This is a genomic window from Labrys sp. (in: a-proteobacteria) (assembly GCF_047605565.1).
Classification (GTDB): domain Bacteria; phylum Pseudomonadota; class Alphaproteobacteria; order Rhizobiales; family Labraceae; genus Labrys; species Labrys neptuniae.
Genome location: NZ_JASGFM010000056.1, coordinates 16,067 through 39,437 on the forward strand (window position 1 = coordinate 16,067; position 23,371 = coordinate 39,437).

18 protein-coding genes are annotated in these 23,371 nt (G+C 62.8%); 7 read left to right on the forward strand and 11 right to left on the reverse strand.

Translation table 11 applies throughout. The features are described 5' to 3' along the window. Positions 1 to 27 precede the first annotated feature (27 nt). Positions 28 to 219, forward strand: a complete 192-nt coding sequence (locus tag QM672_RS30015; RefSeq protein ID WP_311943345.1) for a hypothetical protein — start codon at positions 28 to 30, stop codon at positions 217 to 219. Between the two features lie 139 nt (positions 220 to 358). On the opposite strand, the gene QM672_RS30020 is transcribed toward QM672_RS30015, so the two are convergent. From QM672_RS30020 to QM672_RS30050, 7 genes are all read right to left on the reverse strand, one after another. Further along, entirely contained in the window at positions 359 to 1,354 is a 996-nt protein-coding gene (locus tag QM672_RS30020) for a Gfo/Idh/MocA family protein (RefSeq protein WP_394312900.1), read from the reverse strand. Continuing rightward, positions 1,351 to 2,232 carry a sugar phosphate isomerase/epimerase family protein gene (locus tag QM672_RS30025; RefSeq protein WP_415086989.1) on the reverse strand — a complete coding sequence of 294 codons (882 nt, stop codon included), beginning with the start codon at positions 2,230 to 2,232 and terminating at the stop codon, positions 1,351 to 1,353. Before QM672_RS30025 ends, QM672_RS30020 begins: the two co-directional genes overlap by 4 nt. A gap of 46 nt (positions 2,233 to 2,278) precedes the next feature. Beyond that, positions 2,279 to 3,112: a carbohydrate ABC transporter permease gene (locus QM672_RS30030; protein WP_311943352.1), complete on the reverse strand. Its 834-nt coding sequence runs from the start codon at positions 3,110 to 3,112 to the stop codon at positions 2,279 to 2,281. Next, the gene (locus tag QM672_RS30035) at positions 3,109 to 4,032 is read right to left on the reverse strand and encodes a carbohydrate ABC transporter permease (protein WP_311943354.1); all 924 of its coding nucleotides are present in this window, start codon (positions 4,030 to 4,032) and stop codon (positions 3,109 to 3,111) included. The genes QM672_RS30030 and QM672_RS30035 overlap by 4 nt, the downstream gene beginning before the upstream one ends. A gap of 70 nt (positions 4,033 to 4,102) precedes the next feature. Beyond that, positions 4,103 to 5,317, reverse strand: a complete 1,215-nt coding sequence (locus QM672_RS30040; RefSeq protein ID WP_415086992.1) for an ABC transporter substrate-binding protein — start codon at positions 5,315 to 5,317, stop codon at positions 4,103 to 4,105. Positions 5,318 to 5,351: 34 nt separating this feature from the next. After that, positions 5,352 to 6,353, reverse strand: coding sequence for an alpha/beta hydrolase (locus tag QM672_RS30045; RefSeq protein ID WP_415086994.1), 1,002 nt, complete (start codon positions 6,351 to 6,353; stop codon positions 5,352 to 5,354). Continuing rightward, complete coding sequence (locus QM672_RS30050) at positions 6,350 to 7,060, reverse strand: GntR family transcriptional regulator (protein WP_394312895.1); 711 nt, start codon at positions 7,058 to 7,060, stop codon at positions 6,350 to 6,352. Before QM672_RS30050 ends, QM672_RS30045 begins: the two co-directional genes overlap by 4 nt. A 131-nt stretch (positions 7,061 to 7,191) precedes the next feature. Here QM672_RS30050 and QM672_RS30055 point away from each other — a divergent pair, with 131 nt between their 5' ends. Continuing rightward, a complete protein-coding gene (locus QM672_RS30055) occupies positions 7,192 to 8,262 on the forward strand; it encodes an ABC transporter ATP-binding protein (RefSeq protein ID WP_415086996.1) in 1,071 nt (356 codons plus the stop codon). A gap of 103 nt (positions 8,263 to 8,365) precedes the next feature. On the opposite strand, the gene hmpA is transcribed toward QM672_RS30055, so the two are convergent. Further along, complete coding sequence (gene hmpA / locus QM672_RS30060; protein ID WP_415086998.1) at positions 8,366 to 9,577, reverse strand: NO-inducible flavohemoprotein; 1,212 nt, start codon at positions 9,575 to 9,577, stop codon at positions 8,366 to 8,368. A gap of 126 nt (positions 9,578 to 9,703) precedes the next feature. On the opposite strand from hmpA, the gene QM672_RS30065 reads away from it, so the two are divergent. The 4 genes from QM672_RS30065 to QM672_RS30080 all read left to right on the forward strand — a co-directional run bounded on the left by QM672_RS30065 (position 9,704) and on the right by QM672_RS30080 (position 16,729). Further along, positions 9,704 to 10,123, forward strand: a complete 420-nt coding sequence (locus QM672_RS30065; protein ID WP_311943366.1) for an RrF2 family transcriptional regulator — start codon at positions 9,704 to 9,706, stop codon at positions 10,121 to 10,123. Positions 10,124 to 10,560: 437 nt separating this feature from the next. Continuing rightward, complete coding sequence (locus tag QM672_RS30070; RefSeq protein WP_394312890.1) at positions 10,561 to 12,633, forward strand: hydantoinase/oxoprolinase family protein; 2,073 nt, start codon at positions 10,561 to 10,563, stop codon at positions 12,631 to 12,633. 38 nt (positions 12,634 to 12,671) lie between these two features. Next, positions 12,672 to 14,756, forward strand: a complete 2,085-nt coding sequence (locus QM672_RS30075; protein WP_311943370.1) for a hydantoinase B/oxoprolinase family protein — start codon at positions 12,672 to 12,674, stop codon at positions 14,754 to 14,756. Positions 14,757 to 15,085: 329 nt separating this feature from the next. After that, the gene (locus tag QM672_RS30080) at positions 15,086 to 16,729 is read left to right on the forward strand and encodes a purine-cytosine permease family protein (protein ID WP_367626770.1); all 1,644 of its coding nucleotides are present in this window, start codon (positions 15,086 to 15,088) and stop codon (positions 16,727 to 16,729) included. A 249-nt stretch (positions 16,730 to 16,978) separates the two neighbouring features. On the opposite strand, the gene QM672_RS30085 is transcribed toward QM672_RS30080, so the two are convergent. Together QM672_RS30085 and QM672_RS30090 are read right to left on the reverse strand one after the other, a co-directional pair. Then, the gene (locus tag QM672_RS30085; protein ID WP_367626771.1) at positions 16,979 to 17,578 is read right to left on the reverse strand and encodes an ANTAR domain-containing response regulator; all 600 of its coding nucleotides are present in this window, start codon (positions 17,576 to 17,578) and stop codon (positions 16,979 to 16,981) included. Positions 17,579 to 17,701: 123 nt separating this feature from the next. Then, positions 17,702 to 18,892 (reverse strand): transporter substrate-binding domain-containing protein, encoded by a 1,191-nt coding sequence (locus QM672_RS30090; RefSeq protein WP_311943376.1) that lies wholly within the window; start codon positions 18,890 to 18,892, stop codon positions 17,702 to 17,704. 515 nt (positions 18,893 to 19,407) lie between these two features. Here QM672_RS30090 and QM672_RS30095 point away from each other — a divergent pair. Then, positions 19,408 to 22,389: an NAD(P)-dependent oxidoreductase gene (locus tag QM672_RS30095; RefSeq protein ID WP_415087001.1), complete on the forward strand. Its 2,982-nt coding sequence runs from the start codon at positions 19,408 to 19,410 to the stop codon at positions 22,387 to 22,389. A gap of 202 nt (positions 22,390 to 22,591) precedes the next feature. Here the strand turns inward: QM672_RS30095 and QM672_RS30100 are convergent. Next, positions 22,592 to 23,371: ABC transporter ATP-binding protein (locus QM672_RS30100; RefSeq protein ID WP_415087003.1), on the reverse strand; the 780-nt coding region annotated here is incomplete at its 5' end.

Sequence of the window (23,371 nt, forward strand, 5' to 3'; positions counted from 1 at the left end):
CGCGCTCCCGATAGAAGGGAGAATCACATGGCTTTAGCATCCCGATCGAACGTAGCGACCATTGACGAGATCACCACCGACGCAACGGTCGAAGCCCTGAACGCTGCCCTGTCGCACCACGGCATTACCCCGGATCGCATCGTCGCCGTACACTACCTCGACGGCGTTTATGTCGCGAATGGACCGGGGCCGCGATTTCGAGTGCTCTTCTGGATCTAGGGCGTCGGCGCTGATCACGGAACTGGATGCGGTGTTTCGGGCCGCCGAAAAAAGCTCCCGGGCTGTTGGTGATCGCCGGCTGGCCATCGCCGCGCAAGGGCGAATTGTCGGCTGCTACAGGCCGGGTCCATTCTCGGGGTCATAGCGCCAGAACCTTCCTGAGGGTTTCGAGCCTTTCCATCGCAACCACGCCGTCCTGAATGCTCGGAGCCGGCGTGTCTTCCCCCCTGAGCGCCGGAACGACGTCGGCGAGGAGAGCGTGGTAGCCCTTGAAATCCTCGTTGGCAGCGGCGGTGAAATTGGGTTTCCAGGTGAGGCTGTCCTGGCTGTCGGTGAGGGTTGCCGCTGCATCGGCGGTCTTGAAAGGGGGATCGCGGTGCCAACGCACCTCCACCACGTCTTCGATTTCCAGGCGTTGATGATCCCCCATCACTTCGATGCGCTCGACGGGCGTGCCCCGCGACTGGATCGTGCCCATCGCGATGGTGCCGATGGCGCCGCAATCGAAGTCCAGGGCGATATGGAACAGCACCCGGCCCGGTGTCTTCTCCACCTTGCGGGCCGTCAGGCCGGTGACGGGCGAGACGAGGTGGGAGACGAGATCCATATAGTGCACGCAGTGGTGCAGGAAGAAACCGGTGTAGTCGACATTGCCGGCAAAATAGCCAGGCGCGGTCATGTAGTAGCCGGTGAGACCGAGCACGGGGCCGAACCGGCCGGACTTCAGAATGTTGTGCGCGATCTTGTTGCCCACCGAATAGCGTTTCATGAAACCGAGGAGCAACGGCTTGCCGGCTTTCTCGGACGCTTGACGCAAGAGGCGGGCCCCCTCGGCCGAGCCTGAGGGAGGCTTTTCCATGAAAACGGGCAGGCCGTGCTCCAGTGCGGCCTTGCCGAAGGCCAGGTGCTGATCGGGACCGACGGCCATGCCGACGGCATCGATGCCGGGCGTACGGATCAGCTCCATCGCATCGGTGAGCAGTGTCGAGACGCCGAACTGGCGGCCGGCATCGGCCAGGCGTTTGCCGTCGATGTCGCAAAGGGCTGCAATCTTCACGTCATGGCGCAGGAGCTGCGGCAGCAGCATCTGGGTGGCGTGCACGCCGCAACCGATCCAGCCAATATTCAAGGTCATCTGCGAAATTCCGTCAGCGAGATATGGGAGCGGATGAAGGAGGCGGAGGCGGCGAGGCGCTCGCTCTCGTCCTCATGCGGCGCGCGCCATTGCGCCAGGGGCACGCCGAAACGATCATCGTTGCGCCGGAAGGGTTCGAGCGAGACAGGCCCGCTATAGTCGATGTCATGAAGGGCACGGCAGACGTCGACCCAGTCCGTGGCACCGGTTCCCGGAAAGCCGCGATGATTCTCATTGGCCTGGAAATGCACGAGGAGAGACCCGGCAAGGCGGATGGCTTCCGAGATGGAGGCTTCCTCCATATGCATGTGGAAGGTGTCGAGCATCAGCCGCACGGCGAGGTGATCGACGGCCTGGAGCAACTCCATCGCCTGCTGCGTGGTGCACAACACGTCGCTTTCGAAACGGTTCAGGGGCTCGACGGCGAGGGTCACGCCAAGGCGGGCGGCATGATCGCCTGCTTCCCTCAGGCCGGTGACGCAGCGCTGCTTGCGGGCAAGGCGTTCGGTCTCGGATACCGGCTGGGGCGCACGGCCGGCAAAGACGAGCGGATTGCCGGTCAGGGGACCGCCCACCAATGTCGCGCCGAGCGTGGCCGCGCAGTCGGCGGCATATTTCAAATAGTCGATGCCGGCACGATGGCTGGCCGCATCGTCCGAGGACAGGTTACGCTGCAGATTGACGCGAGCCGCCAACACCACCCCGAGACCGGCATCGGCCAGGGCCGCACGGGCCGCTGCCAGATCCATTTCGCCGGGCTCGGGCACCAGGAGTTCGACGAAGTCGTAACCGAGCTCCTTCATGCGGGCGAAGAGGGGAAAGTGCTCGGCGGCAAAAGGCCGGGCATATTGCATCGATATCAGGCCGATAGGATTCATTGTTTGGCTTCACAGTTTGCAGAGGGCAGGCGCGGTGCTGGCTTCATCATCCCTTCACCGCTCCTTGGGTCAGGCCGCCAACCAGGCGTTTTTGCACGATGAGAAAGAGCAGAGTCGCAGGCAGGGCGCCGACCACGCCGCCGGCGGCGAGCAGCCCCCATTCGATCTGGTATTCGCCGATCAGGGTCTGGATCGCCACGGTCACCGTGCGTACGTTCTTGCCGCCCAGAGTGAGGGCGTAGAGATACTCGTTCCAGGCGGTGATGAAGATATAGATGCCGGTGGAGATGATGCCGGGCATGGCAAGCGGCAGCACTACCCGGCGCAGGGCCGCCAGGCGCGAGCAGCCGTCGATCATCGCCGCTTCGTCGAGGCTCCTGGGAATGGCTGCCACATAGCTCGTCAGCATCCACACCGCGAAGGGAATGGCGACGGTAGCGTTGGCCAGGATCAGGCTGAGATGGGTGTCGAGCAGGCCGAGCCGGCGCATCAGCACGAAAAGCGGCAGGATCAGCAGCACCACCGGGAACATGTTGACCAGCAGGAACTGCAGCATGATCGCCCTGCGCCCGAGGAAGCGGAAGCGCGAGAAGGCATAGGCGGCCGTAACCGAGACGCCGAGGCCGACGACCACGGTGCCGAGGGCGATGATCAGGCTGTGGCCCATATTGCCGAGGAAGGAGGTCTGCTCGAACAGGCGGGTGTAATTGTCGAAGCTCCAGCCGATGGGCGAGAGCGAAACTCCGCTCGCCGCAATGCGCTCGGACGGCGTGAGCGAGGTCAGGATCATCCAGGCGAAGGGCCCGAGTGCGAAGAGCACGATCGCTGCCACCGGCAGGTCGGTGGTGAGAATGCGCCGGAGGGTCGACGGCTTGTTCATCGCTCGACCTCCTTCATGGTGCGGATGATGTAGATGGCGACGAAGGCGCCGAGCAGGATAGTGAAGGTCACCGCTATGGCCGTGCCATAGCCGAAATCGAGATTCTGGCGCGCCTTGATGAAGGCGTAGAGGGGCAAGGTGTGGGTCGCGTAGCCGGGACCGCCCCCCGTCATCACGAAGATGACGTCCATGGAGTTGGCGACCCAGATCACGCGAAGCAGCCCGGCGGTCGCCAGGACCGGAGCAATGCCGGGCAGGGTGACGTTGACGAACTGACGCCAGGGCGTCGCGCCGTCGATAGAGGCAGCCTCGTACTGGCTGCGCGGAATGCCTTGCAAGCCGGCGAGGATCATCACGGCAAAGAAGGGAAAGCCCTGCCAGGTGAGCGTGGCGATCACGGCATAGAGCGCGACATTGGGATCGGCGAGCCAGGGCACTGCGCTCTGGATCAGATGCACGCCGAGCAGCATGTCGTTGAGCACGCCGGTGTTGGGATCGTAGATCCAGCGCCACATCAAGGCGATGACCACGCTCGGCAGCGCCCAGGGGATGATGATCAGCGCGCGGGCAAGGCCGCGCCAGGGAAAATCGCGATTGAGCAGCAGGGCGGCAACCAAGCCGAGCCCCATCTGCAGCGGCACCGTGAGGCCGATCCAGATCACCGTGTGCCAGAGCGCCGTCCAGAACACCGGATCGGCGAACAGCTTGATGTAGTTGCTCAAGCCGACGAATCTGGCGGCATTGGGCTTCCACAGCACCAGATCGAACAGGCTCGTATAGACGGCCTCGATCATCGGGACGAAGACGACGACAAACACCACCAGCAAGGCCGGCGCCAGCAGGGCATAGGGCATCAGCCGCGTCCGCAGGGGGACCGCGAATTCCCGATCGAGTTCGGAGGTGGACGAGTGCAGCGACATGGCCCGGCGCAATGGTGAGAGGGGAGAAAGGGGCTCTCTGTGCGGCGCACAGAAAGCCCGGTGCCCTTACCTAGTTTGCAAACAGCGTCTGCAATTGCTGCATCATCTGCTCGGGCGTCGCTGCGCCTGTCAGGGCCTGCTGCATGTTGGTCTGCCAGGCCGTGTTGACGAATTCGGTCGTGGCCGGGGTCTGCGGCAGCACCGAGGCGAAGGGCAGCGACTGCACGGTGGCATCCACGAAACGCCGCTGGTGCAGCGTCCAGTTGGCCGAGCCCGACTTGGTCACCGTCATCTGGCCGGTGGCCTTGTTGAACTCGACATTGTTCTGTCCCTCCGCCAGGAAGGAGATCCATTTCCAGGCGGCGTCCTTCGCCTGCGAGGAGGAAAAGACCGCCAGCGATTCATCGCCATAGGAGGTCCACTGCTTGCCGTTGCAGGCCGGGGCGGGTACCGCCGAGACCTTGTCGCCCAGGGCTTTGACGAGGTCGTTGGACGAGCCGACATGGTGGATGGTCATCGCGGTCTTGCCGGCCTTGAAGGCTGCGATGATTTCCTGGAAGCCGTCGTTGGGCGCGGAGGGCGGAATCGACTTGTCCTCCCGGAACATGTCGACCAGCCATTTGTTGGCGGCAATCGCTTCCGGCGTGGTCAGGCCGCCCGGCTCGAGCTTGGCGCCCCTGGAAAAGACGAAAGTGCCCCACTGGTCCCAGCCGCCCTTGCCGCCGCGCAGACCGAAGCCATAGGTCTCCGGCGCCTTGGTGAGTTTCTTGGCGTCTTCGCGGAACTCGTCGCAGGTCTTGGGCGGCTCCAGCCCCGCGGCCTTGAACAGGTCGGCGCGGTAATAAAGATAGAGAACGACATATTGGATCGGCAGATAATATTGCTTGCCGTCCGGCCCCTTGTTGAGATTGAGGAGATTGTCGAGCAGGTCCGCCTTGCCGGGCCAGGCATCGATGCGGTCGCCGATCGGCTCCAGGGCTCCCATCTCGACGAGGCGGGGCTGGGCGAACAGCTTCACCATGGCGGCATCGGGTGCATTGCCGCCGACGATCGCCGTGTAGAGATTGTCGTAATAGGAGTTCCACGGCACGTTTTCGGCTTCGACCTTGATGCCGGGATTGGCTGCCTCGAACTTCTTGATGAGATCGTCCATCGGGTTGGCCGGATTGTCGAAATGATACCAGAAGCGCACGGTCTGCGCCTTGGCGGCCCCGAGCATCATGCTGGCGCTCAGGGCGCAGGCGACGCCGAGTGCCTTCAGCGTTTTCTTCAGTCCTGTTCTCATCGTCTCCTCCCGAAGAATGTGTTTTGATGCCGGTTCATGCCGGCTTGATCATTGACGTTGCCGCTTGACCTGCGGTCTTGAGGGCGTTGCGGGCTGCGCTCAGCCCGATGCTCATCTGTAAAAAGCCGTGCGTCACGCCCTTGACGATGTGTGTCTCGGCCGGCCGTCCCACCGAGCGCAGGCGCGCTGCCAGATTGAGCGTGTCCGACAAGAGCGGATCGATCTCCGCGGCCAGAAGGAAGAGGGGCGGCAGACCACGCAGAGCCTCGTCACTGGCATGGAGGGGCGAAGCGAGTGCCTCCTGGCGTGCCTTCGGATCGGGCAGGTACCAGTTCCAGTAGCGCTGCATCCGCGCCGTGGTGAGACCGGGCCCCTCGGCGAAGCGCCGATAGGATGCCGTCTCGAAATCCGCGTCATAGACGCCGTAGAAGAGCAGGGCGCCGTCGGGGGCCTTGTATCCACGGGCCTGTCCGCGAAGCATGGTCGCCAGGGCAAGGTTGGCGCCTGCCGAGTCACCGGACAGCAGAAGCGGGCCGGGGCGGATGCCGAACGGGACCGTGCTCTCGAAGACACTGCCGAGACAGGCAATCACATCATGCAGCCCCGCCGGGAAGGGATGCTCCGGCGCAAGGCGATAGTCGGGCATGAGAACGGGCAGGCCGGTCTCGATGGCGAGGACCCGGGCGCACCGTTCATGGGTCTGAGGGCTGCAGAAGGCAAAGCCGCCGCCATGGACGAAGACCAGGGCACCGTCTCCCGCCTGCGGGGGGATCAGCACCTTGACGCGGCAGTCGGCCGACGGGAGCGCCGGATCCGCGGGGATGATGACGTCGCCCGCAAAGGCCATTGCCGGCAGGTCGCGGTTCCAGCGCTGGTTGAGGCGCGCGGCAAGGGCGCGACCCTCTGCCGGCGGCAGCAGCGTCGTATCGGGCTGCGGACCGATCTCATCGTCGATGGCGGCCAGGAGGCGTGCCAGCTCCGGATCGAGCCGGCCGGGCAATTCTTCGACCCGTATGTCGGGGAAAGGGTCGTTCATTGCCCTGCTCCCGGAAAAACGTTGGGCCCGAAATCGACGATGGTCGCGATATGGTGCTCGAGGGAGGTCACGGCCGCGGCGCTGTTGCCGGCCTCGATTGCGGCTACCAGCGGCCGATGACGCTGGGCCGTCAGCACGAGATCGCGCTGGCCTTGCGTGCGCGAAATCTTGAAGCGGTGGTTGTGGATCAGGCAGCGATGCAGGATCGGATCCAGTGCGGGCAGGTCGGCATCGTGGAACAGGCGGCGGTGGAAATCGCGGTCGAAGGCGGCGAGCCCCATCTCGTCATCCTCCCGCGCGGCCTCCTCCATGGCTTCGACCAGTGCCTTCAGATCGGAAAGTAGGCTGCGGCTGGGGTTGCGCAGGGCGCGGAGCACGCCGGCACATTCGATCTGCTTGCGGACGCGGAACATCTCCACGGCCTCGTCGGCCGTGCAGTCCGAGACCTGGGTGCCGCGATGGCCGCGCCGATGCACCAGCCCTTCCTCCTGGAGCTGCAGCAGGGCTTCCCGCACCGTGCCCTGACTGCAGCCGAAACGGGCGGCGAGTTCCAGTTCCACCAGCGGTTCGCCGGGAGCGAGTTCGCCGAGCATGATGTCGTGCTTGAGGGCATCGAAGGCGATCGCCGAGCGGGCGACAGGGCCGGGCCGGGTGCCTTTGGCGCGGAGTGCCGGGTCGAAACGCCGAGATGCTGGCCGCTCGCTCATGTCTCCCCCTTGTGCTGGCACCCACCTTGTGAGTGTTCGCTTACCTCTTGCAATTATCATTATTGATATTGATAATTAGGTCAAGAGCTGGAAAGGCCTCGCTTGTCGCAGGCAGCATCGGGGAGAACGCAATGGCGGGCATTGGCCTCAGGGATATTCGCAAGTCCTACGGCACCCATACGGTGATCCATGGTGTCGACCTCGATATCGCCGAGGGCGAATTCCTGGTGCTGGTTGGTCCGTCGGGCTGCGGCAAATCCACCTTGCTGCGCATGGTCGCCGGGCTCGAAGAGATCACGGGTGGAGAGATGCGCATCGGGGACAAAGTGGTGAATGCGCTTACGCCTGCCGAACGCAACATCGCCATGGTGTTCCAGGATTACGCGCTCTATCCGCATATGACGGTGGCCGAGAACATGGGGTTTGGGCTGCGCATGCGCGACCAGAATCCACAAATGATCGACCAGCGCGTGAGGCAAGCCGCCGAAACCCTGAAACTGGCGCCCTTGCTGGAGCGTCGGCCGGGGCAATTGTCGGGCGGGCAACGTCAGCGTGTCGCCATGGGGCGGGCCATCGTTCGTGATCCTCAGGCTTTCCTGTTCGACGAACCGTTGTCCAATCTCGATGCCGGCTTGCGGGTGGAGATGCGGCTCGAGATCGCCAAGCTGCACCGGCGCATCCAGGCAACCACGGTCTATGTCACGCATGACCAGGTCGAAGCGATGACGCTGGCCGACCGTATCGTCGTGATGAATGCGGGCCGCATGGAACAGGTCGGCCCGCCGCTCGACCTCTATCACCGTCCGGCAAGCCTGTTCGTGGCGCGCTTCATCGGCAGTCCGACCATGAACACCGTGGAAGTGAAACTGAACGGAGGCGGCGAACTGTCGATCGGCAGGGCCAAGATTGCCGTGCCATGGCTGTCGGCGGTAGCCGGAACCCCTATCGTCCTGGGTATCCGGGCGGAAGACCTTTCGCCCTGCGACGCCTCCCAGGCGTGGTTCACCGGCGAATTGGCGATGGTCGAACGTCTCGGCGGGCAGACCTTTGGCTACCTGGATGCGGGTGGAGAACGCATGATCACCGTCGAATTTCCGCGTCACAGCACCGTGAAGGTGGGAGACCTGGTTTCGGTGAAGGGCGAGGGGAACGTGCTGCACCTTTTCGACGGAAAGAGCGGCCGGCGGCTGGAACCGGCCTGAAGTGAATGCAGGGCTGGGCGATGCCGGTCTGATCGCCGCCATGGAGGCGGTCGATAGTCCTTGCCGATTTCGACCGAAGAGCCCCGCATCCGAAGGGAAGCGCTCAGGCCGCGAGCAATTCGTCCGCCGGGCCGAAGAACTCGTAATGGATGCGGTCGGATCGCACGCCTGCGAGCGACAGCGCCGAAACCGCGGCCCGCAAAAAAGGCCTCGGCCCGCAGATATAGTAGTCCGCCTCGCTGGCCGGGGTATTGGCAATCAGCCAGCCGTCCGTGATGAGGCCGGCGAGATCGTAGTCGCGTCCGGCGGTCTCATCGGCGAGCGGCGTCTGGTGAAAATCGGTGACGCGCACCGCCTTGCCTCGAGAGGCCAGCGCGCGGACATGCTCGCGCATCGCATGGGTCTGGCGATTATGCGTCCCATGGATGTAGTGGACCGGAACGCTGCTGCCGGTGGCGACCAACGCCTCCAGCATCGCCACCATCGGCGTGAGGCCCACGCCGCCGGACAGGAGGACCACAGGGCGCTCGGGGTGGTCGGCAAGAAAGAACTCGCCCGCCGGCGCCGCCACCTTGAGGATCGTTCCCGCGGCGGCGTGATCGTGGAGCCATCCCGATGCAAGACCATGGGGCTCGCGCTTCACCGAGATGCGATAGGTCTGCCCATTCGCTGCAGCCGAAATGGAATAATTGCGCTTGATAGGCGGATGGCCGGGGATGTCGAACCAGAAGGTGAGATACTGCCCTGGCTTGTGGGGCATGACGCCCTTGTCATCGACCGGCCGCAGCACGAATGATTTGATCACGCTGCTTTCGCGCACCACGTCCTCCACGCGGAAATCGCGCCAGCCGTTCCAGCCGCCGATGGCTTCCTTCTGCTCGGCATAGATGCGTTCCTCGCGGGCGATCAGGATATGGGCAAGGAACCAGTAGGCCTCTCCCCATGCGGCGAGGATTTCGTCGGTTGCGGCATCCCCCAAAACGGCCTTGATCGCGCCCAGCAGGGCATCGGCGACATGAGGATAGTGCTCGGGCAGGATCTGGAGCCCGACATGCTTTTGCGCGATTCGCTCGACCGCAGGCACCAGCGCGCTCAAATTGTCGATATTGCTGGCATAGGCCAGGATGGCGCCGGTCAGCGCGCGCGGCTGCGATCCCGCATCGCCATGGTGGGACTGATTGAACAGGTCTCGAATGTCGGGGTTCCTGAACATGCGCGAATACATTTCGTGCACGATATCGAGGCCGTGGGCCTCGAGGGCGGGAACGGTGGCTTTGACGAGCGCGATGGTTTGCGCACCGAGCGGCTGTGACATCACATCTCCTGTGATCTGGATGCTTTCGGGACAGGGTTTGATCGGTTCAAAAACATGTATCCTGGATGCATCTATACCGACGAAATAAAACATGCAACATTGATGCATATTTTTTGGAGCAAATCGGTGCGACTGACGCGCTACACCGACTACGCCATGCGTGTCCTGCTGTATCTGGCCAGGAAGCCGGACACGCTATGCTCGATTGGCGACATTGCGCGCGCCTATGCCATCTCGCAGAACCATCTGATGAAGGTCGTCAACGATCTGGTGAATGCAGGCTATCTGGAAAGCGTGCGGGGCCGGCATGGTGGCATTCGTCTGGCCAAGCCAGCCGCCGACATCAATGTCGGAGCCCTCGTCCGCCATACCGAGGACGATTTCGATCTGGTCGGCTGCGGGGCCTGCATCATCGCGCCGGCCTGCGGTCTCACAAGCGTGCTGGACGAAGCACTGCAATCGTTCCTGGCGACACTCGATCGCTATTCCCTGGCGGATATCATCGCCCGCAAAGGTGACTTCGGGTACCTGCTGAGAGCCTCGTAAGACAGAGGGCGTGCCTCGCCTTTGTAATAAATCCTCGACCGGCCGAACTGAATCACGAGGATGAGCCCCTGGTGCGACCGGGAGGTTGCGATCCGGGGGGCATCGAGGCTTTGGGGGCTCCTCCCAAGGCAAGGCGGTTGCGGACGTCCGGGGAGTTGTCCTCTCGGTTTTACTGTCGCTTTCGGCCACGCGCCTATGCGCAAGCAGGGACTCCTGGGCCCAAGCCAGTGACCCCAAAAAAACGTTTGGCGAATTCAGTATTTTGTGCGTATGCTACCAGTTACGTTCAACAGAGAACGCGGTCACGGCACGTTGCGCAGCGCGCAGTAGGTACTGTGCGTGACCATCCCCCCAAACATAAAAGATAATCGTACCGCACGACATGTGTTGTGCTGTCCGGATCACACTGTCCAACGTAAATCTGGAGGAGTCCGCCTATGAATATAGACGGAAGACTGAGCAGCTATGCGTCTAATGGGTCACGTGTTCGAGTTGCCATAGACGTTGGAGGAACATTCACCGACGTTTTCATTCTGGACTCCAACGGCAACCAAACCGTTGCAAAAGTCCCGAGCACGTCCAATCCGATTGACGCCGTGATGAACGGCGCTGCCGCGGCCCGGATCGATTGGCATGACGTGGAACTGTTTACCCACGGCACGACGATCGCCACGAATGCGCTGATAACCCGTAATTTCAAGCCCGCGGCAATGGTGACGACCAAGGGTTTTCGCGATGTTCTCGAAATCGGGCGCGGTACCCGAGAAGATCCCTGGGATGCCTACAAGGAAGGCACTCCGCCCTATGTTCGCCGCCGCGATCGTTTCGCCGTCACCGAACGCATCAACTATCGCGGCGAGGTCATCGAGCCCTTCAACGAGGCCGAGGCCCGTGAAGTCGCGCGCATCCTGCGCAAGCGGAAAGTGACCGCGGTCGCGGTGTGCTTCATCAACGCCTATGTCAACGGCGCTCACGAACTGCGAATGGCCGAAATTCTCGCCGAAGAGCTCGGGCCGGATGTCGCAATCACCACGTCGCACGAAACGCACCCGGAGATCTTCGAGGACGACCGGTTTTCGACGACAGTCGCCAATACGATCTTGGCGCCGATCATCCGCCCCTATGCACGCGATATCGACCGCAGAACCAGCGAAGCCGGCTATGAGGCCGACGTGCTGCTCCTGCATTCCGGCGGAGGCGTGATTACGCCGGCGACAGCGGAAAAATATGCGGCGCGGCTCGCGGCCTCGGGCATCGCGGCGGGTGCGATTGCGAGCAGGCATTTTGCCGGCCTGTGCGGCTACAAGAACGCGATCGGTCTGGATATGGGCGGAACATCGGCCGACATTTCGCTGGCGGCGGACGGCCATTTGCGCATGACCGACAAATGGGAGGTCGATTGGGGCCATCCGATCTGCTTCCCGTCGGTCGAGGTGCTCACCATTGGTGCGGGCGGCGGCTCGCTCTCCTGGCTCGACAAGGCGGGGTCGCTGCGCAACGGCCCGCAATCGGCCGGCTCCGTGCCAGGGCCCGCCTGCTACAAGGCTGGCGGCACCGAACCGACCAATACCGATGCGAACATCATTCTGGGGCGCGTCGGTACCGAACTCGCCGGCGGTACGATGAAGCTCGATCGTGATGCCGCGCTCGGGGCAATGAAAAAGATCGCCGATGCGCTCGATCTCAATGTGATCGACGCCTCGCTCGCAACGCTCCGGGTTGCCAACGCCAACATGGCCGACGCGGTTCGCCTGATCTCCATTGCCCGCGGCCATGATCCTCGCGATTTCGCGTTGGTGGCTTTCGGAGGAGCGGGACCGCTGCACGGGGTGGACATTGCCCGCGAGCTCAACATCCCGGTGGTGATCGTGCCGCCGAACCCCGGCGTGACCTCGGCGGTCGGCTGCATGCTCGTCGATGTCCAGCACGACGTGACCCGGATGTTCTTCAAGGATGCCGTCGAGGCTGATCCTGCCGACATCGAGGCGGCGTTCAGGGAGATCGAAGCCGAAGGGCGCCAGCGCCTGGAGACCGACGGCGTCGAGGAGAAGGACATGACGTTCCAGCGTCTTGTCGACATGCGCTATCGCGGCCAGTGGCGTTCGCTGGCGGTGCCGGTTTCCGGCCAGATCAAATCGATGAAAGAGGCGATTGCGATCTTCCACAGTGAATATGAGAAGGCGCACAACTTCCGGCGTGAGGACTTCCCGGTCGAGATCTATCGTCTGACCGTTCGCGCCATCGGCGTCACGCCCAAACCGTCCTTCCCGAAAGTCAAGATCGACAGGGATGCAACGGCGACACCGAAGGGGACGCGGGAGGTCTGGTTCCACGGACAGCCCGAGGCGATGACCACGAACCTCTATGACCGCGATCATCTGGCGGCCGGGGTCACGATCAAGGGACCCGCCATCATCGACCAGCTCGACTCGACCACTGTCATCCCGCCGGACTGCGTCGCCCATATCGACGAGTGGCTCAACATCCAGATCAAGCTCGACGCTGCATAAGCGGTGCCTGGCAAAGGAACATGGAGAGGAAGAACAGCATGAGCAACTCCAACAAATATGCAGGACTGTCCGACAAGGGTATTCAGCATCCGCCGCTCCCCGAGGATCGGAAGACGGTGTTCAAGACCACGCTCGACCCGATCACATTCGAGGTTCTGCGCAACGCCTTCGTCAACATCGTCGACCAGATGGCCGAACAGCTGTTGAGAACCTGCTATTCGTTCGTGATCTATTGCCGCGACTTCTCGTCGGGGCTGAGCGATCCCCAGGGCAACCTGGTGATGCAGGGAACGGGCGACATCGCCGCGCATGTGGGAACGCTCCACTATACCTGCAAGGCGGTGATCGAGGCGTTCGGCGACGACATCCACCCCGGCGACGTCTTCATCATCAACGACCCGTTCCGCGGCGGCAGTCACTTCAACGACACGCGGATTCTGCGCCCGATGTTCTACAAGGGCGAGCTGATCGGATATTCGCAGGCGAATGGCCACTGGGCCGACATGGGGGGCGCAGCACCGGGATCCTTCAACATCACGGCGCTCGACCACATGGGCGAAGGGCTGCGCATCACGCCGGTGCGTGTCTGGAGCAAGGGCGTCTGGCTCGAAGACGTGGCCCGCATGATCGCCGCCAATACGCGCAATCCCGGCGACGTCATCGGTGACATGCAGGCGCAGGCCGAGGCGACCGCGGTCGCCGAGCGTGAGATCATCCGGCTTTGCGACAAATATGGCGCCGAGACGATCAAGACCGCGTTCCAGGAAGTACAGGACTATGTCGAAGTACTCATGCGGGCGCGCCTTGCCGAATTGCCCGATGGGACCTGGTACGCCGAGGACTATATCGATCAGGACCCCAAGCTCGAAGAGGGGCTGATCCCGATCAAGATCAAGTTTACGATCGACGGCAATCACGCCCATTACGATCTGTCGGGATCGCATCCGCAGATCTCGACCTTCCTGAATGCGGCCTATGGCGGCTCGTTTGCGGGTATCGTGGCGGGAACCAAATATCAGTTCCCGGATCTGCCGCTGAACTCCGGCCTCTACCGGGCGGTAACCGTGAATGTGGGAGAACCGGGAACCGTCGTGAACGCCGATTGGCCGAGCCCATGCGCCGGCTTCTGTTCCGGCCCGTTCGAAAAGCTGATGAACTCGGTGTTCGGCCTTTGGGCCGAGATCCTGCCCGAGCGGACCATGGGTTGCGCCTTCAATCTCGAATATCTGCTGGTTGGCGGGCGCGACACCAGGATCAAGGGACGTCCCTATTTCATGTGGTATGACTGGATGGCAGGCGGTTGGGGCGGCCGCAACGGCCGGGACGGTTTCAATGCCACCGCTCCGGTGTTCGGCGCCCAATATGGCATCCAGCCTCTCGAGGGCCAGGAGCGCCTCGCTCCCGTGCTGACGAAATGCCATGATTTCGTTCAGGACTCGGCTGGTCCCGGGGAGTCCCGAGGCGGGCTTGGCGCCGAGAAGGGCGGATCCGTCTTCGAAGGCGAGCGCATCGTGGTGTCCTATTGCTGCGATCGCGAGCGCTCCGTCACCTGGGGTATGTGGGGCGGTCTGCCCTCGATCCCGCACGGCGTGTGGCTCAACAAGGGGACGGAGAAGGAGCGCTATCTCGGCTCGATCTTCTCCAACCTGCCGATCGAGCTGGACGACGTGTTCACGCGGCCATCCGCCGGCGGCGGCGGAGTCGGCGACCCCTTGCTGCGCGACCCTCAACTCGTTTGCGAGGACGTGGCCGACGAATATGTCAGCCTCGAGCGGGCACGGATCGACTATGGCGTCGTCATCAGGGTGATCGACCGTGACCTGGCCCAGTACGAGGTCGATGTCGAGGCAACCGAGAGGGAACGCCAGCACATCGCTGCAGCTCGCCTGGGCTGGCTCGATGAGGATGCCGAGGCGATCGCTGCCGATTATCGCGCCGGAAAGCTCAACGAGATGGATTGCATCCGGCAATATGGCGTCATCCTCGATTGGGGTGACGGCACCCTCCTGCCCAATACGACCAGTCAGTTTCGCCAGATGCTCAAGCGCAGGGTCGTGCCTTATTGGGGCAAGACGCTGGCGGTCCTCGGCAAGGAAGCGACCCAAAGATCCCGCGCCGCCTAAGGCGACCGTGGAGGGGAGGCGGAGCATCAGAACGCTCCGCCTCCGCGTCAGTGCCGCTCCTTGAGGCGGCCTGCAATCGCGCTGGGTTGGCTGGGAACGCCAACGCCATCGTGTTCAGGGCAATGCGCATATCTCCGACTTCCGGGCTCACGCCGGTTCGCGTTCTGCGCGAGCAGGTCCGCGCATGCACCTGTTGAAGGTAGTTCTCGCGTGTAGGGAAACAGCCAGCCGCGACAAGAGACGGCTGGAATTTCACATCCTGCGGACCGGCCACTGATCCCTGGTTCCCCAGCTGACATTGGTACGACCGCGACCACAGAGGGGACATCATGGACACAGCCAGTAGCGTTCCAAAACCGGACATCATCTACCAGGACGAACCTGGAGTCTTGCGCCAGGCGGCCGCCGAGGATTTCTCTTTGCATATCGTGCCGCCGACGTGGCGAAGCTCGCGATTTTCGCTTGCGATGGCCTGGTTCGGCCTGATGAGCGCCATGTTCTGGGTCGTTGTCGGCAGTACCGTCGCATTGTCGGTCGGCACGGTCGATACGTTGATCGGCATTGCCTTATCAACGGTGGTCTACGGCGTTCTGTGCAATGTCGCGGCCCGCTTTGCGGCACGAAGCGGCACCAATGTGGCGCTGTTTTCCCGAGCGGTTTTCGGGCAGGTCGGCGCGACTTTCGCCGCGCTGCTGTTCGGGGTGACGATCACCTATTACGCCATTGCCGAGGGCACGATCGTCGCGATCGCGCTTCAGGATTATTTCGGCGGACCGATGAGCCTGTGGTATTTCATCGTCTGCTGCTACAGCGCCCCTCTGGTCATGCGCGGCGTCCGCACCTGGCTGGATCGGATCAACGGCGTTTTGCTACCTCTCTACGTCCTTGGCCTCATCGCCTGCGTCATCTGGGCGATCGTTACACATGGATACTCGAACAACTGGCTGACTCATCTTCCAGCAAAGAGCGCCGACATGGGTGTTCCCGGCTGGTGGTTCGCCTTCACGGTCTATATGGGCGTGTGGGTCGTGGTGATGATGACATGGGACGTGGCCCGCTTCGGCCGCAAGGAGGACGCCGTCGCCAACGGCAATACGAGCTTCGGCATTCCCTTCTATGTCGTCACCTTGCTGATCAACGGTGCGGTCGGGATCTTCATCGCCGAAACCATTCCGATCGTGGGGCCGCTGTCGGAGACGTCTGCGATCATCGGCATCGTGGCGCTGATGGGACCCTTCGGCGTGCTCCTGGTCTGGGTCAGCCAGACCAGGATCAACACGATCAACTTCTATCTTTCATCCACCAACATGCAGAACTTCTTTGCGCGGGCCTTCAAGATCTCATTGCCCCGCACCGTGTGGGTGGCGATCATGTCGGTCGTGATCTTCCTTGTGATGCTCACCAATGTCTTCGGCTACCTTCTGCAGACGCTCCAGTTCCAGGGTGTGATCATCGTTGCCTGGGTTGGTGTCGCCATGACCCATGTCGGCTGGTGCTACCTGCGCGGGATCAAGGCTGACATGCTGGAGTTTCGTCCCGGCCGGGTTCCGCTGGTCAATCCGGGCGGACTTGGAGCCTGGGTGGTCGCATCGGCGGTCGGCTGCCTGCTCCTGGTCTTCGGCGGCAGCTTTGGCGGCATCTGGGCACCGCCAATCACCTTGGCGATAGCCGTCGTCATCTATGCCGCGTCTCTGGGGATCGCGCGCGCGAACTGGTTCATCGTGGAGCGGCCGCACGACCCCAGAAGTGAAGTCGACGATCCATGGACTGCGAGGATCCGCTGCAGTCATTGTGCCCAGGCCTATATCGCCCATGAAATGGATCGCGACCCTTCATTCCGTCATGAGCCGATTTGCCTTGCATGCGCGTCCGACCGCCGCGAATTCCTGCTGGCAGCCCGGGCAGAGGCAAGAACCTATGCCGGGCGCTGCGAGCCGGTCATGCTCGGCTCTCGACGCAGTTCGGCGACGTAGAACACAATTGCGGGCTGCGCCTTCGGTGCAGCCCGGCTTGCATGACCGCCCCGGCTCGGGCCGCCAAGGCGGCATCTTCCGTGGATATCGTCAGAACGGAACTGGCCTCGTCCTTATCCGCCGTGGAAGGTCGGGAGCGCACCATTCCCCAGAGCGCTTTCCAGAAAAGTCGATAGATTTTTCGATTAGGAAAACGCGCCGAAACAAAGAGTTGGGAAAAATGACGATTCGGAGAAAAGCCATTTTTCTCTAGGGGGATGTCGGCATGTCCTCGTCGCACCAGTCGAGAGCGTTCAGAATTTCCCCGGAAACGACCTCCACCGTGGTTCGCCGTTTCATCGCCAACTGGCGCAGCATGCCATAGGCCTCCTGCTCAGAGCGGCTGTTCGTAAGCATCATCGCAAGCTTGGCGCGTTCGATCGTGCGGCAGGTTTCGAGCTTGGCCTGCATGCGGTGCAGGTTGGCGCAAAGCCGCTTTTCGCGCCGGAAATTATTCACGGTCACCAGGAGATTGGTGAGAATGCCGAAGGGGCGGATCGGCAGTCCGATGACCGCATTCGCTCGAATTCGCAGCAGCCTGTCGATCGCGAGGGGATTTTCATAATCGATGACCCCGATCAGGACCGCAGGGGGATCGTCGGCCTGCCATTCAAACGTCAGCTTATGTTCTATGATCTGGTCGAACATTGCGAAAACGATATCGATGTTCTCGAAAGTGCTCGGCGGAGGCCAGATTTCTTCCACATGACAGCCGATCCGCATCAAATGAGACCGTAGAGCCGCGCCTTCGCTGTTCTTCGGCTGGACGAGCAGGACACGCAAGGATCGCAAGTCCTTGACCGAAACCATCTGGTCCCTGTCCTTGCCACTGGAGGAATGGGAACCCCGCATGATCAGATCCTCTCACCGGCATCCGTTTGTCGCGAGCGGCTTGCCTGTCGAAGCACGTGGGGCCTCTCAGGCATCACTGGATCACTCCTGAGTGCCGAAAGAGTCGGCGCGAAGCGTTTTCGGCAGGTCGGGGGGCTGCAATGGCGTGTCCTCGTCATCCAGGAAATAGGCAGCCCGATAGGGGTCTGGCGGCACGGCGTGGCTGGTCTCGGCAACGATGTCGAACTGCCCATCCTCCCGCACGACTCCAATCTTGGGCCAGACATGCGCGTGGGAATTCAACGGGTCGATGGCGATCACACCCTGCGGCGCGTCGAAGGTCGAACCGAGGATTTGCGCGCGCACGAGATTAACGTTGTCGGAATCGCACTGCCGCATCGCCTGCGCGACCACATGGGCCTGGGTGTAGGCGGCCTCCCAGCCCATGTTCGCATTTGGCTGTTCGCCATGCACGGCCTGGTACCGCTCGAGACACGACCTGTTTGCCAAGTTGGTTTGCGACTGGAAATAAGTGGCCGCAGTAATATGGCCGGATGCTGCACCGATGCCGATTTCCCGGATGTCGGTTTCGCTGGTCGTCAAGCTTGCCACCGGCATCTGATAGGCGTCGAGGCCGTTGTCGGCATAGGCCTTGTAGAATTTCACATTCGAATTGCCGACGAAATTGTTGAACACGATATCCGGTTTGCGGCTTTTCATGTCCTTGATCAGGGCGTCGAATTCTTCAATCGACGCTTCTTCTGGAAGGTAGCGCTGGCCAACGATCTCGCCATCGCGGGAGCCGATCAGATCCGCCATGATCCTTCCGGATTCACGCGGCCACACATAATCCGAACCAACGATGTACAGTCTCGGCGTGAAGTTCTCCAAAAGATAAGATCCCAAGAAGAAACTATTCTGGTTGGGAACTGCGCCGAAATAAACGATATTCCTTGAATATTCGAAACCTTCATATTGCGCTGGATAGCACAACAATCCATGCTCCCGGTCCAGGACGCTCAAGACAGCCTTGCGCTGGCTGGAAGTGTAGCAACCAAGGATGATGCTTGCCTTCCTTTCCGACAAAAGTTCTCGGGCCATATCCTGATATGCTGACGGCTTTCCCTCAGGGTCGCCATAGATCGGAACGAGCTCTCGTCCGTTTATGCCCCCTGTTTCATTGATCTCGTCGATGGCGAATTTGGTTGCGGACAGCATGCTGCGCTCGGTTGCCGCGGTCCAACCCGTTTTCGAGAACAGCACCCCAATATGGATTGGTCGATCGCTTGTCATTATTGCGCAAGACTCCATCACACGAGAATGGGGCAACCTGCTCTTAGCCAGCAAACTTGCCTTTCAAGCGGCACTGCATTCACAGGTGATCTTGAACGCTAGATGAGCCAATCTAGGCGGTCAATGCTTTGTTCGGGATTGGCTTTTGAGGCGGTGTCCGGATGCTTGAGACCATCGCCCATGCAAAGTGTTCTTCAGCTTCCCTGGGAACCGCCGACGGCTTCGCTGTCAGGATGAATGGTTTCGGGGCAGCGGGCGCGGGCGCCATCCGATCGACGGCCGCGCATGGCTGAACGGGGGTGCCCTGCTCTGCTACTCGCGGCGCGGAGGAGCGGCAATCCCGCACGGATCAGCACCAGCGCCGCTCAATGCGGCATCGCCAGCCTGCCAGTCTCCCGCTCCGAAATGCGCAGCAAGGTGAATGTTGAGTCGGCCCCGCGATATTTGCGGCGGCAAGCGCCGGCTATCATCGGGCACCAAGAAGCCTTTTCCACCCGAACAGGAGACGCCGACCGATGGCGAATGCCCAGACGCTGAAGGCACAACGCGACAAGACTCTCGAACTGACGCGTTCCGGGCCGCCGGCGCGCACCTCCAATCCCTTCTTCGGCGTCGGGCCGATCACCGACGGCACGCTGGATGAGGTGGATGCGCGCCTCCTGCGTTTCGAATTCGATCGCTGGCTCGAAAAGAACTATCGAAAGCTCGATGACCAGGGCGGCGATCTCGGGCCCTTCACCACGGCCGAGGTCGGGCGGAGCATGCATCGGGGCTATCCAGCCGACAAGTTCCTGACCGACATGATGCGGGAGATCCATCGCTATTTCGAGTTCCCCAGGGCGAACAAGATGGCGGTGGGGCTCGGTGGTGGCCATAGCGGCTTCACGGTCTGCGCCCTCCATCTCGTGACTGCCGGCGATCCCAACCAGCATGTTTACGTCGACACGCTCCGGCCGGAGTCCGAAGCGGCCAAGGCGGGCGGTTTCTTCCGCCAGTCCTGGGGCGCGCAGCTCATCGAGATGCACCGCTATGCCCGCAATGGCGATGAGTCCCGCATCCACTTTGCCGAGGAGGAGGGTGCCATTCCCAGCGCCGACGCCCTCGAAAAGATGGGCGTCAAGCTTTTCATCGGCGTCGGCCATGAAACCACCGGCGCCACCACCTATACGGCCCAGGACATCGCCAATCTGCTCGAATGGCTCGACCGCAATCCGGCCGAACACCATGCCGTGCTCGACGCCACCTCGATGCTCGGCGCCATGCCCTGGGGCGAAGAGGCGGTGAAGAACGTCATTGCCAAATGCTGCCTGTTCATGCCGTTCCAGAAGGCGATCGGCGGTATCTCGGGTTATTTCGTCGTCTCCTTCACGCCGCAGGCGCTTGACCTCGTCGAGAGGAACCAGAAGTCGCCGTCCTGGGCGATCCCGCGCCAGCTCAAGATCGTGGCGCCGGTCGACCCCAAGCGTCCGCTCACGGGCGAGAGGACCGTCAATGTCGGGCCGATCTATGACCCGGCGCAGGACAAGATGCTGGGCGGCGTGATCAACACCTACTCCACCCTCGCCTTTGCCGAGACCACCTTCGGCCTGCTGCGCTCGGAAAAGCGCCTTGGCTCGGTTCAGGATCTCTACAAGCGCTCGGTGCGCAACCGCGCCGCCGTGAACCAGTGGGTGGCCAGCCATCCCCTGTTCGAGCTCGGCGTCGCCGATCCCGAGCGGCGCGGCGCGGCGGTGACGCTGCTGCGCATCAGGGATGCCGACATCACCGACCCCGCCATCCACGCCCGCATCATCGCCCGTTCCAAGCAGATTCTTGCCTATGAAGGCATCACCCATCCCAATGGCGAGCATGAACGCGGCCTCGACGTTGCCCGCTATGTCAACGCCTTCCCAGGCACGCCGGGCGACTATCGCGCCTGGATCGGCGGCATCCGGCCGGTGGAAGATATCGATGCGCTGCTCGATAACCTCGAATACGCCTATCTGCGTGCCAAGATCGTGGTGCTGGAAGAAGAACTCGCCAAGCTCGGCGAGACCTTCCCGGTGAGCGCCGATGCCGGCGGCGAGCGCGCCAGGCGCGACGATCCCAACCGTGCCTACAAGGTATTGGTGGCCGATCTTATCGGCATGCGCTTCGACGGTGAGGGAGAGCCTGACCACCAGGAAGTCCGCCGCTATATCGAGGCGAAGGGCGGCGTCTTCCATCTCGGCCCGATCCGGGACGACGGAGCGCTGCAGAAGGGACGTATCCACTTCTTCTACCAGCCCAATCTCAGCACCGAGGCAGAGATCCTGCCGCAGACCGACAAGGGGCAGTATGATGCGGTGATTGCCGCGGCCACCTTCCTGCCGAAGAACTCTGTGTTTCCGCTCGGCGGCGTGCGCATCGGCGCCGGTACCGGCAATATGGGCTCGGTGTCCTGGGGCGGCGGCAGCGGTGTTGGCGGCGACGCGCCCCTGATGAACACGCCCAGCTTCAACAGCCGGGCAACGGCCCAGATGGCCTTCAAGGCCCTGCTCAAGGTGGCGCCCGACCTCAAGGTCGACGAACTGCACCGGCGTGTCGTCGCCGGCGAGTTCGACACCGGCAAGCATTTGCGCGACTTCCCGACCGAAAAGCTGGAAGGGCGGCGCATCGCGGTGATCGGCTATGGCAATATCGGCCGCGAGCTCGCCAAGCTCGCCAGCGCCTTTGGCATGCAGGTGGCCATCCATGCCCGCGAGCGGCACAAGGATTGGATCGAGTCGGAAGGCTTCGAATACGCTCCGACCGCCGAAGCTGCGGCGGAGGGGGCTCATGTCCTCACCGTGCATACCGGCCTCGGCCCGATCGATGCCAAGAGCGGACGCTTCGCCAACCAGTCGCTGATCGGCAGCGATATCCTCAACCGCCTCGCCGATGGCGCCGTGCTCATCAACTATGATCGAGGCGAAGTGGTCGACGCCGAGGCCCTCGATGCGGCGCTTGCCGAGGGCAAGGTCTCCTATGCCTGCATCGACGCCGATCTCTTCCGCAATGCCGCCGACGGGACGCTGTCGGGCCCGATGGTGCCCTATCGCGCGCTCGAAGGCCGGCATTCCGGCAAGCTCGAACTCTTGCCGCATGCCGCCGCCGACACCGACCATCCCTCGCGCGTGGAGGGAGCCAGGCAGGCCGTCGACCAGATCTTCGACGTCATCCAATACGGCGTCGTCACCAATCTGAAGGGCGATCTGCCGCCAGGCTACCGCAATGCCGGCGCTCGCACCGTCAATGGTATCGGTGCGGTGACAGGTGGCACGCTTGCCCGCGCCGTCGCCGATGAAGCGGTCCTGCGCCAGGCGCGCGAGGCGGTGGAATCCCTTGCCGCGATCTGGGGAGCGCTGTCGTCGACCACCGATCCCGACCGTCGCGCCACCCTGCTGCAGCGCTATGGCGCCGCTCTCGTGCGGGACACCAACCGCTACACGGCCCTTACGGAAAAGCTCGGGCTCAGGGGGCCTTATGCCGAAGCCTAGAGGAAGCGGTTTGGCCGAGGCGAGCTCCAGGGGATAACGCCGTATGGCCTGATCCGGCAGGGTCATGCGGAATTCGATCGGATGGGGGTGTCTCGCCACACCTCCATCCAGCCTGCCGACGGCATCGGTCCTCAAAAGCGGCTCGATAGCCTTGGATCGAGCCGACGGCACATTCTCCTAAGATCCGGCTGGATGCTTCGATTTAGGGCTCGGCAGCGGGGGCGCGGGACAAGAACAGGTTTGCCTCCAGCAGGCGCCGGGTGGCCGGCGCGCTGGCCTGCCTGGTGATAGTGCGGGATGGCAGGTCTTCCACTAGGCGTCCCTTGTCGAGCACCAGGATGCGGTCGCAGAAGGACTGCACCACCGCCAGATTGTGGCTGATGAAGACATAGGTCAGGCCGAGCTGCTGCCTGAGCTCGAGCAGCAGCGCCAGGATCTGGGCCTGCACGGAGACATCGAGGGCGGAGGTGGGCTCGTCCAGGATCAGGCATTCGGCTTCGACACCGAGCGAGCGGGCGATGTTGATGCGCTGACGCTGCCCGCCGGAGAATTCGTGCGGATAGCGCTCCGCGGCATCCGCGTCCAGGCCGACCAGGCGGAGGAGCTCGGCCGTGCGCTCGCGCGCGTCCTCGCGGTCGGCGGCGACGCCCAGCCGCAGTATCGGCGTTGCGATCTGGACGCCCACGCGCCGGCGCGGATTGAGGGCTGAGGAGGCATCCTGCAGCACGAGCTGGAGACGGCGGCGCAGGGGCCGGCGTGCCTGGTCGGACAGTCCGTCGATCCTGGCGCCGTCGAACAGGATCTGCCCGCCGTCGGGCTGGTCGAGCCCGGTCAGCAGGCGCCCGATCGTGGACTTGCCCGAGCCGGAGGCGCCGATGATGCCGACGATCTCGCCGCGTTCGATTGCGAAATCGACGTCCTCGACGGCCACGACCTCATGCCGCGGGCCGAACAGGCCGGTGCGCACGCCATAGCGGCGGGT